Source organism: Variovorax sp. P1_H12_2, assembly GCF_056405335.1.
In genome coordinates this window covers 1-9,450 of sequence record NZ_JBFUCI010000247.1, presented here as the reverse complement: position 1 = coordinate 9,450, position 9,450 = coordinate 1, and the positions used below count along the sequence as shown (strand labels likewise).

Here is a 9,450-nt window from a genome sequence, read left to right as displayed (position 1 = left end):
GCGCAGCGACGGACTCGGCCGATGACGCCGCCGAACCGGCATCGGGCCGGGCGGGCGCAGCGCTCGGCGCGGGCACCGGCGGCGAAGGCGCGCTTATCGGCGCTTCGGGATCGAGTCCTGACCGGGGCACCGGTTCGCGCTGCCAGAGCAGGGCCGCCAGCACCGCCAGCAGCACGGTCGCGAAGACCGCGCGCCAGGGCATGCGGTTGCGCTTGGCCTCCGCTCCGCCGTGGTCCGCGGCACGGCGCCACCACGGGCGGGCCGCTCGTTCCAGTTCGGCCGCATCGGTGTCCGGGTCGGTCGCGCCGATGGCATCGTGCGCCCTCCTCAGGATCGCCTTGCGCAGCCGCCAGTCGGGCACGGCACTGTGGTCGGGCGCATGCGCGAGCGCGCGCCGCAGGTGCTCGTCGCGCAGATCATCGGTTTCGTCCGGCATCGGGTTCATGCGCGCCGCCCCAGCACCGACAGGTAGCGCTCCATGCAGCCGCGCAGCTTCTTCAACCCGTAGCGCAGGCGGCTGCGGACCGTTTCGAAGCCGATGTCCAGGGTGGCGGCCATCGCCTCCACCGTGAAGCCGTCTTCGTGGTGCAGCAGGAAGGCGGCGCGCTGGTCGTCCGGCAGTTCGTCGAGGCAGGCCAGCAGGCGCCTCCCGGCGGCGCGCCAGAACGCCAGCTCCTCGGCCGACGGGTGCGCGGCATCGCCGACCGCGGCGCTGTCGCGCAGCAAGCCGCGGCTGAAGAGCTGCGCGGCCTCGAGGCCGTCGCCGTCCTCGTCGTGGGCATAGAAGGCGACCTCGCGGCCGCTCATGCGCAGCCGGTCCATCGCGACGTTGTGCGCGATCGTGAAAGCCCAGGTGCGCCAGGTGGCCCCCCGCGGCGAAAAGCTGTCTCGCGCGGCGACGATCCGCATCCAGGTCTCCTGGAACACCTCGTCCGTTTCGGCCGCAAGCCGCATGCCCAGCAGCCGCCGGACAAAGCGGTACAGCGCGCTTTCGTGGCGCGCGTAGAGCACGTCGAAGGCGCTGGTGTCGCCGCCGGCATAGGCCAGCATCAACTGGTCGTCCGGCATGGCATCGAGGGCGTCGGAAATCGCGGCGGGCGAAAGCATCGGCAGATTCTCACCTCACCTTCTACGGACCGGACCGTCGCCTGGAGTTGTCAGCCGTTCGAGTGAGCGACGAACTCGCGAAACTTCCGCGGGGCGGCTGAAGGCGGTTTTGAACAGGCTATAATCCTGGGCTCGGCTCTTTAGCTCAGTCGGTTAGAGCGATGGAATCATAATCCACAGGTCCGCGGTTCGAGTCCGTGAAGAGCCACCAAAAATCAAGAAGGCCCCGTGAGTCAACGACTTGCGGGGCTTTTCTTTTTCAACGCCCGGATGCCTGTTCCTTCGGACGCCAGCCGCTGAGAAACTCTGCCAGCTTGTTCTCGGGCTGCCAGGTGACGACGACCGGCGTCGGCGCTGGCACCAAGGTCGTCGAGGCATCGCCTGACGCCGCGGTCCGGGTGCCGCCCTCGCAGCCGGTCAACGACGCCGCCAGGATCACGAGGCCAGGGAGTACACGCCCGCATGTCTTTTTCACAGTCTTCTCCTCGGTTGCTCCGAGGCGAGTGTAAGCTTTTGTAGCTACAAAGTTCTACTTTCAAGCTTGCGCCGAGACGGGCTCGAAGGCAGGGGCCTCCGCCCGGGCGAGGACTTCCTGCAGGATCGCCGGCAACTCGAACATCGCGCGGTTCTGCACCTTGCGCGTCGCCGCCTGGTAGCGGTCCAGTTGGCCGGTCAGTTCATCGACCGCCTGCGCCACCCGGGCGAAGCTGCTGCAGACCAGCCCCACGCCCTGCTCGCGCACCCACTGGGCGTTGTAGCGTTCCTGCGGCAGCGTCCAGCGGTTGCGGACCACGATCACCGGCAACTGCATCTGCACCGCCTCGCTCAGGCTGCCCGGGCCGGGCTTGCCGATGAAGAAGTCCGCCAGGCGCATGTAGTGGGCGATGTCGGGCGTGAATTCCAGCACCAGCCGGGGCGCCCGCGCCGGCAACGCGCGCAGCGCCCGCGCGAGCGCGGCGTTGTGGCCGCAGGCGAGGATGAGCGGGGTCTCGGGCAGGCGCTTCGCGATCCCGAGCATCGCCTTCGAGCCCTGGCCGCCGAACAGCACGATGCCGGTCGGCCGATCCGCATCGAGCCCCAGCCGGCGGCGTTCGGCGGCGCGGTCGATCGTGGGCAGCGCATGGAAGGCCGCGCGCMTCAGCATGCCCGAGCTGGCGTGGATCCGTTCGTCCGCATAGCCGGCCGAGCGCGCCTGCTGGACCGCCTTCGGCGAGCCGCAGACCAGGTGCTGGTCCAGCCCCTTCTCGATCCAGAAATGCGGCGGGTGATCGGCCAGGTCGGTCAGCACGGTCACGTAGGGAACGCCCGGCAGCGTCGAGGCCAGCGACTCGCACAGCGCGCGGTTGAAGTTCGGGATCAGCGACACGACCATGTCCGGCTCGGTCGCCAGCCAGTACTGCTGCAACGGCCGGACCAGCGCCGCATGGCTCCATCGGATCATGCCCTGGAGCAGCTTGAGTTCCTGCGCCAGTCCCAGCGTCCAGCCGCGTGCGAGCCGCTTGTTGTAGACGTCCTCGGGGTCCATGCCGGTCAGCTTGCGGAAGCTGTCTCTGGGGTCCAGCACCTCGCGCAGATTGACCCGCCGCACGGTCCACGGCAGGCCGGCGCGCTGGATCGCGGCCTCCAGCGCCAGCGCCGAGGCGCGGTGTCCGCCGCCGGCGTTGAAGTAGACCAGGTCGACGGTCCGGGCGCCGGCCATCCCGGTCATGCGTGCACCGGCGCACGCCGCGAAGCCGCAGTGCCGACACCGGACCGGGCCGGCAGCTGTCCGGACCAGTGCAGGATCTCGAGCGAGYCGTCGGCGTGTTCGGCCAGCGCGGTCAGGCTCTCGACCCAGTCGCCGTCATTGGCATAGAGGATGCCGTCGATGTCCCGGAGTTCTGCGTGGTGGATATGGCCGCAGACCACGCCCTGCACGCCGCGCCGGCGGGCCTCGCGCGCCACCGCGCTCTCGAAGTCGCCGACGTAGCTGACCGCCCGCTTGACCTTCTGCTTGAGGTACTTGGACAGCGACCAGTAGGGCAGCCCCATGCGTGCACGCAGCGAGTTGAGATGCCGGTTCAGCTTGAGGGTGAACTCGTACAGCGAATCTCCCACGTGGGCCAGCCACTTGGCGCACTGGATCACGCCGTCGAACAGGTCGCCGTGCATGACCCACAGCTTGCGGCCGTCGGCGGTCTCGTGGATCCATTCCTCCGCGACGTCGATGCCGCCGAAGTTGTGGTGCAGGTACTTGCGCGCGAACTCGTCGTGGTTGCCCGGGATGAAGATCACCCGCGTGCCCTTGCGCGCCTTGCGCAGCAGCTTCTGGATCACATCGTTGTGCGCCTGCGGCCAGTACCAGTGGCGGCGCAGCTGCCAGCCGTCGATGATGTCGCCGACCAGGAACAGGGTCTCGCACTCGGTGTGCTTGAGGAAATCGAGCAGCGCCCGCGCCTGGCAGCCGGGCGTGCCCAGGTGCAGATCGGAGATCCACAGGGTGCGGTAGCGCTGTGGCGGCCGTGTGACTTCGTCATCGGCCACGGCACCAGCCGGACCGGTCGTATCGCGCCATGCGCGAAGAAAGGCGTCGTCGCGTTGCATGGAAGGGCACGATCGCAGCCGCGCGTGACGCGCCGGTGGCGCCGCGGTGACGCGTCCGTGACAGGGGAAGCCTGGGGGTGATTCGCCTTTCGTGCCGCCGAGAATCGCTGTCATGCGACCTGGCCAGATCATCGTTCTCGCGACCCCTGTCTTCTTCCTGCTGATCGGGATCGAGTTCCTGGTCGGCTGGCTGCGCGCGCGGCGCGGCACCGGCCAGGACACCTACCGCCTGCCCGACACGCTCAACAGCATCGGCCTGGGCATGCTGAGCCAGATCAGCGCGGCCCTCACCGGACTGCTGCGCATCGRCATCTACACCGCCTGCTGGTCGGCCTTCGCGCTGTTCCCCGACGAGGATTTCTGGATGCGCTGGTACGGCTGGCTGGCGGCGCTGGTCTTCTACGACTTCTGCTACTACTGGCTGCACCGCTTCGGCCACGAAAGCGCGGTGCTGTGGGCGGCGCACGTGGTGCACCACCAGAGCCAGCACTACAACCTTTCGACCGCGCTGCGCCAGACCTCCAGCGGCGCGCTGTTCGGCTGGATCTTCTACCTGCCGATGGCCATTGCCGGCGTGCCTCCGCTGGTCTTCGGCGTGGTCGCGCTGGTCGACCTGCTCTACCAGTTCTGGGTCCACACCGAGCAGGTCGGCAGGCTGGGCTGGTTCGACCGCTGGTTCTGCTCGCCCTCCAACCACCGGGTGCACCATGCGGTCAACGACCGCTACGTCGACCGCAACTACGGCGGCGTGCTGATCGTCTGGGACCGGCTGTTCGGCACTTTCAAGGAAGAGGACGAGCCCTGCGTCTACGGCACCCGGAGCCCGCTGCGCAGCTGGGATCCGGTGTGGGCCAACGCCGAAGTCTATTGGTCGCTGGCGCGCGACAGCTGGCGCACCCGGCGCTGGAGCGACAAGCTGCGCCTGTGGCTCAAGCCACCGGGCTGGCGTCCGGCCGACCTCGCGGCCAGCGACCCGAAGCCGCCCTTCGACATCCGCCAGGTGCAGCGCTACGAGCCGCCGGCCTCGCGCGGCGTGCAGGCCTTCGCGGCGCTGCAGTTCGTCCTGCTGCTGGGCGGCGCCACCGCCTTCCTGTGGTTCTCGGACGCGCTCGCATTCACCACCTCGCTGGTGTGGCTCGGCGCCCTGACCGCCGGGCTCTGGGCCACGGGCGCGGTGCTGCAGGGCCGGCTGCCGGTGATCGGCGTGCTGTTCGTCGACGCCGCCGCGCTGGCGACCGCGAGCGGCGCGCTCGGGCTCTCGGGTCTTCACGTCGTCTTCAAGCCGCTGGCGCTCGCGATCCTGATCGTTTTCGCCGTGACCCGCGCACGCACCAGCGCCATGCCGGGCCGCTTCGCCCTGCTGCTGATCGCGGGCCTGGCGGCCTCGCTGGCCGGCGATGTGCTGCTGATGTGGCCGAGCCTCTTCGTCCCGGGCCTGGTGGCCTTCCTGCTCGCTCACCTCGCGTACATCGCGCTGTTCGCCGAAGGCGTGGGGCTCTTTCCGCGCCCGCGCGCGCTGGCTGCCACGCTGGCGATCGGCGCCTTGATGTACGCCTTCCTGTGGTGGGGCGGCCTGCCCGCCGGCCTGCGGATTCCGGTCGGCGTCTATGTCATGGTGATCGCCTGCATGGCGGCCCAGGCCCTCGGTCGCGCGGCCGTTCTGGGCGATGCGTGCGCGCGGCAGGTGGCGCTGGGTGCCTGCCTCTTCATGGTGAGCGACGCGCTGCTGGCGACCAATCGATTCGTCCAGCCGCTGCCGGTGGCCTCGCTGTGGGTGCTGGCGAGCTACTACGCGGCGCAGTGGTTGATCGCGTCGAACGCACGTCCGCGCTGAGAGCCCCACGAGGGGCGGTCCGCTGCCGGCCCGAGGCGACACGCCTCAGGTACCGAACATGTCCCCATCMCGCTGCGGCGGCGCCACCCCCAGGTGCCGGTACGCGGCCAGCGTCGCGATGCGCCCGCGCGGGGTGCGCTGCAGATAGCCCTGCTGGATCAGGTAGGGCTCGATCACGTCCTCGATGGTGCCGGACTCCTCGCCGATGCTGGCGGCGATGTTGTCGAGCCCGACCGGCCCGCCGTCGAAGCGATGGATCACGGCCTCGAGCAGCTTGCGGTCCATCAGGTCGAAGCCCTGCGGATCGACGTCGAGCATCGCCAGCGCCTTGTGCGCGACGTCGACGGTGATGCGGCCGTCGCTCTTCACCTGCGCGTAGTCGCGCACCCGGCGCAGCAGCCGGTTGGCGATGCGCGGGGTGCCGCGCGAACGGCGCGCAATCTCGAGGCCACCGGCATCGTCCATCGGCACGCCCAGCAGGCCGGCGCTGCGCCGCACGATGCGGGCCAGTTCTTCGGCCGTATAGAACTCGAGCCGCGCGACGATGCCGAAGCGGTCGCGCAGCGGATTGGTCAGCATGCCGGCGCGCGTGGTGGCGCCGACCAGCGTGAAAGGCTGCAGGTCGAGCTTGATGCTGCGCGCAGCCGGCCCCTCGCCGATCATGATGTCGATCTGGTAGTCCTCCAGCGCGGGATAGAGGATTTCCTCGACCACGGGCGAGAGCCGGTGGATCTCGTCGATGAAGAGCACGTCGTTGCGCTCGAGGTTGGTCAGGAGCGCCGCCAGGTCCTTCGGCTTCTCGAGCACCGGGCCCGAGGTCTGGCGCAGGTTGACGCCGAGTTCGGCCGCGATGATGTGCGACAGCGTGGTCTTGCCGAGCCCCGGCGGGCCGAACAGCAGCACGTGGTCGAGCGCCTCGGCGCGATGGCGCGCCGCGCCGATGAAGATCTCGAGCTGCTCGCGCACCTTGGCCTGGCCGACGTATTCGTCGAGCAGCTTGGGCCGCAGCGCCCGCTCGATGGCTTCCTCATTGGGCGAGGCGGGCGCGGCGGAGACCACGCGTTGCGGGGCCGGGGCGAAGTCGTCGGTCTGGATGGTCATGGGGCGATAGGCTGAAGGAACAGTTTAGTCGGCCGAACGGCCGCTCAAGGATCCGCCGCGGTTCGCCGAAGGGGTCCGCTCGTGCAGAATGCGCGACCAGGAGGGATCCCCCAGCGTGTCGATCTATGAATTGAAACCGAGGTTTCAGGCTTTGCTGCGGCCGCTGGTCGGGCGCCTGCACGCCGCCGGCGCGACGGCCAACCAGGTCACGGTCGCCGCCTGCGTGGTCTCGGTGGCGCTCGGGCTCTGGCTCTTCTTCGCCGCCCCGCCTGCATCCGCCTTCGCGCTGGTCCCGCTCTGGATGCTGCTGCGCATGGCCTTCAACGCCGTCGATGGCATGCTGGCGCGCGAGCACGGCCAGCGAAGCGCTCTCGGGGCCTTCCTCAACGAGCTGACCGACGTGGTCTCCGACGCCGCGCTCTATCTTCCCTTCGCCCTGGTCGCGCCCTTCAGCCCGTTCTGGGTCGGCACCGTCATCGTGCTGGCGGGCCTGAGCGAGTTCGCCGGCGCCCTGGGCCCGACCGTCGGCGCCTCGCGCCGCTACGACGGCCCGCTGGGCAAGAGCGATCGCGCCTTCGTCTTCGGCGCGCTCGGGCTCTACGTCGCGCTGGGCCTGCCGCTGCCGGCCTGGACCGCATGGCTCATGCCGCTGCTCGCCCTGGGCGTTGCGTGGACCATCGGCAACCGCATCCGCCGCGCCCTCGCCGAAGCCGGCGCCCCACCCAGCCCCTGATACAGGAAACCGAATGACCGACCCGCGCGTGCCCCGAGAAGAACAATTCAGCACACACGACGGCGTCTCGCTGTTCTACCGCCACTGGCCAGCCACCGGCACCACGCGGCGCGGCGCGATCGTGCTGTTCCACCGCGGCCACGAGCACGGCGCCCGCATGGCGCACCTGGTCGACGAGCTGGCGCTGCCGGACTTCGACTTCTTTGCCTGGGATGCGCGCGGCCATGGCAAGTCGCCCGGGCAGCGCGGCTACAGCCCGAGCTTCGCGACCTCGGTGCGCGACGTGCAGACCTTCATCGAGCACATCGGCAGCGCGCACGGCGTCGCGCCCCAGGACATCCACGTGATCGCACAGAGCGTGGGCGCCGTGCTGGTCGCGACCTGGGCGCACGACTACGCGCCCCAGGTGCGGGGCCTCACGCTGGCCTCGCCGGCCTTCAAGGTCAAGCTCTACGTGCCCTTCGCGCGCGCCGGCCTCGGGCTGATGCACAAGCTGCGCGGCCTGTTCTTCGTCAACAGCTACGTGAAGGCGAAGTTCCTCACGCACGACCCGGAACGCATCGCGAGCTACGAAAGCGATCCGCTGATCTCGCGGCCGATCGCCGTGAACATTCTGCTGGGGCTCTACGAGGCGGCCGACCGCGTGGTCGCGGACGCCAATGCGATCACGCTGCCGGTGCAGCTGCTGATTTCCGGCGCCGACTGGGTGGTGCATCACAAGCCGCAGCACCGCTTCTTCGAGCGCCTCGGCAGCGCCGTGAAGACGAAGATGGAACTGCCCGGCTTCTTCCACGACACCCTCGGCGAGAAAGAGCGGGCGCCCGCGGTGCGCGCCATCCGCGAGTTCGTGCTGCAGCTGTTCGACGCTCCGCCGCCGCCGGTGGACCTGCGCGCGGCGCACCTGCACGGCAACACGGCGGACGAGTCGCGCGCGCTGGCCAGGCCCCTGTCGCCGCTGTCGCCGCGCGGCGCGTACTGGGCGTTCACGCGCGCGAGCCTGCGCTTCGGCGGACTGCTGTCGCGCGGCGTGAAGCTGGGACACGACACCGGCTTCGACTCGGGCAGCACGCTCGACTACGTCTACCGCAACGAAGCCCGCGGCGCCGGGCCGCTCGGCCGCTCGATCGACCGGACCTACCTCGATTCGATCGGCTGGCGCGGCATCCGGCAGCGCAAGCTCCATGTGGAGGAACTGCTGCGCGAAGCGATGGAACGGCTGGCGAAGGAACAGCGCGAGGTGCGCGTGATGGACATCGCGGCCGGCCATGGCCGCTACGTGCTCGACGCGGTGTCGACCAGCCCGGTCAAGGCGAGCTCGATCCTGCTGCGCGACTACAGCGACATCAACGTGCGCGACGGCCGTGCGCTGATCGCCGAGAAAGGCCTGGAAGGCACGGCGCAGTTCGTGCAGGCCGACGCCTTCGACCGCGCCAGCCTCGCCGGCGTGCGGCCGCGGCCCACGCTGGCCGTGGTGTCGGGACTCTACGAACTCTTTCCCGACAACGACCTGGTGGCCCGCTCGCTGGCCGGTGTCGGCGACGCGGTCGAGGACGCCGGCTATCTGGTCTACACCGGCCAGCCCTGGCATCCGCAGCTCGAGATGATCGCCCGGGCGCTCACCAGCCACCGGCAGGGCGAGGCCTGGGTGATGCGCCGCCGCACGCAGGCCGAAATGGACCAGCTGGTCGCACAGGCGGGCTTCCGCAAGATCGCCCAGCGGGTCGACGAATGGGGCATCTTCACGGTGTCGCTGGCCGTGCGCGCGGCCCCATGAAACCGGGCACCAGGCCCCGCCTGTGGAAGCGCGCCGCCGCGTGGCTGGCGCTGCTGGGCCCGCTCTTCTATATCAGCTACGGTTTCGCCAACTGGTGGGCCGCGACACGCGCCCATGTCCCCGCGCTGGTCTTCGAATGGGAACGCGGCACGCCCTTCTGGCCGTGGACGATCTTCCCGTACTGGACCATCAACGCCTTCTACGCGCTCTCGCTCTTCCTCGCCCAGGACCGCCACACGCTGGACCGGCATGCGGCGCGGCTGCTCACGGCCCAGGCGGTCGCGGTGAGCTGCTTCGTGCTGTGGCCGCTGCATTTCA

General features: G+C 69.7%; 8 protein-coding genes, 1 tRNA gene and 2 pseudogenes. 5 read left to right on the top strand and 6 right to left on the bottom strand.

Going from position 1 to position 9,450, the window contains the following annotated elements; all coding sequences use genetic code 11:
* Window positions 1-445: pseudogene (locus AC1D2K_RS22110) on the bottom strand (hypothetical protein); the annotation flags it as partial.
* The gene (locus AC1D2K_RS22105; protein ID WP_478090993.1) at window positions 442-1,107 is read right to left on the bottom strand and encodes a sigma-70 family RNA polymerase sigma factor; all 666 of its coding nucleotides are present in this window, start codon (window positions 1,105-1,107) and stop codon (window positions 442-444) included. The gene AC1D2K_RS22105 and the pseudogene AC1D2K_RS22110, both read right to left, overlap by 4 nt.
* 134 nt (window positions 1,108-1,241) lie before the next feature.
* Here AC1D2K_RS22105 and AC1D2K_RS22100 point away from each other — a divergent pair.
* Window positions 1,242-1,318 (top strand) — tRNA-Met (locus AC1D2K_RS22100).
* A gap of 48 nt (window positions 1,319-1,366) precedes the next feature.
* Here the strand turns inward: AC1D2K_RS22100 and AC1D2K_RS22095 are convergent.
* From AC1D2K_RS22095 to AC1D2K_RS22085, 3 genes are read right to left on the bottom strand one after another with little or no spacing between them, the layout of a single operon-like run.
* On the bottom strand, window positions 1,367-1,582 hold the full coding sequence (locus AC1D2K_RS22095) for a hypothetical protein (protein ID WP_478090992.1): 216 nt from the start codon (window positions 1,580-1,582) through the stop codon (window positions 1,367-1,369).
* 60 nt (window positions 1,583-1,642) lie between these two features.
* Window positions 1,643-2,815 (bottom strand): glycosyltransferase, encoded by a 1,173-nt coding sequence (locus tag AC1D2K_RS22090; RefSeq protein ID WP_478090991.1) that lies wholly within the window; start codon window positions 2,813-2,815, stop codon window positions 1,643-1,645.
* Window positions 2,812-3,690, bottom strand: coding sequence for a UDP-2,3-diacylglucosamine diphosphatase (locus tag AC1D2K_RS22085; RefSeq protein WP_478090989.1), 879 nt, complete (start codon window positions 3,688-3,690; stop codon window positions 2,812-2,814). Before AC1D2K_RS22085 ends, AC1D2K_RS22090 begins: the two co-directional genes overlap by 4 nt.
* Before the next feature lie 112 nt (window positions 3,691-3,802).
* Here AC1D2K_RS22085 and AC1D2K_RS22080 point away from each other — a divergent pair, with 112 nt between their 5' ends.
* On the top strand, window positions 3,803-5,524 hold the full coding sequence (locus tag AC1D2K_RS22080) for a lysoplasmalogenase family protein (RefSeq protein ID WP_478090988.1): 1,722 nt from the start codon (window positions 3,803-3,805) through the stop codon (window positions 5,522-5,524).
* A 45-nt stretch (window positions 5,525-5,569) separates the two neighbouring features.
* Here AC1D2K_RS22080 and ruvB read toward each other — a convergent pair whose 3' ends face one another.
* Window positions 5,570-6,625 (bottom strand): Holliday junction branch migration DNA helicase RuvB, encoded by a 1,056-nt coding sequence (ruvB, locus tag AC1D2K_RS22075; RefSeq protein WP_478090986.1) that lies wholly within the window; start codon window positions 6,623-6,625, stop codon window positions 5,570-5,572.
* Between the two features lie 115 nt (window positions 6,626-6,740).
* Here ruvB and AC1D2K_RS22070 point away from each other — a divergent pair, with 115 nt between their 5' ends.
* The 3 genes and pseudogenes from AC1D2K_RS22070 to AC1D2K_RS22060 all read left to right on the top strand — a co-directional run.
* Window positions 6,741-7,358, top strand: coding sequence for a CDP-alcohol phosphatidyltransferase family protein (locus tag AC1D2K_RS22070; protein ID WP_478090985.1), 618 nt, complete (start codon window positions 6,741-6,743; stop codon window positions 7,356-7,358).
* A 13-nt stretch (window positions 7,359-7,371) separates the two neighbouring features.
* A complete protein-coding gene (locus AC1D2K_RS22065) occupies window positions 7,372-9,132 on the top strand; it encodes a bifunctional alpha/beta hydrolase/class I SAM-dependent methyltransferase (protein WP_478090982.1) in 1,761 nt (586 codons plus the stop codon).
* A pseudogene (locus tag AC1D2K_RS22060) lies at window positions 9,129-9,450 on the top strand (phosphatase PAP2/dual specificity phosphatase family protein); the annotation flags it as partial. The gene AC1D2K_RS22065 and the pseudogene AC1D2K_RS22060, both read left to right, overlap by 4 nt.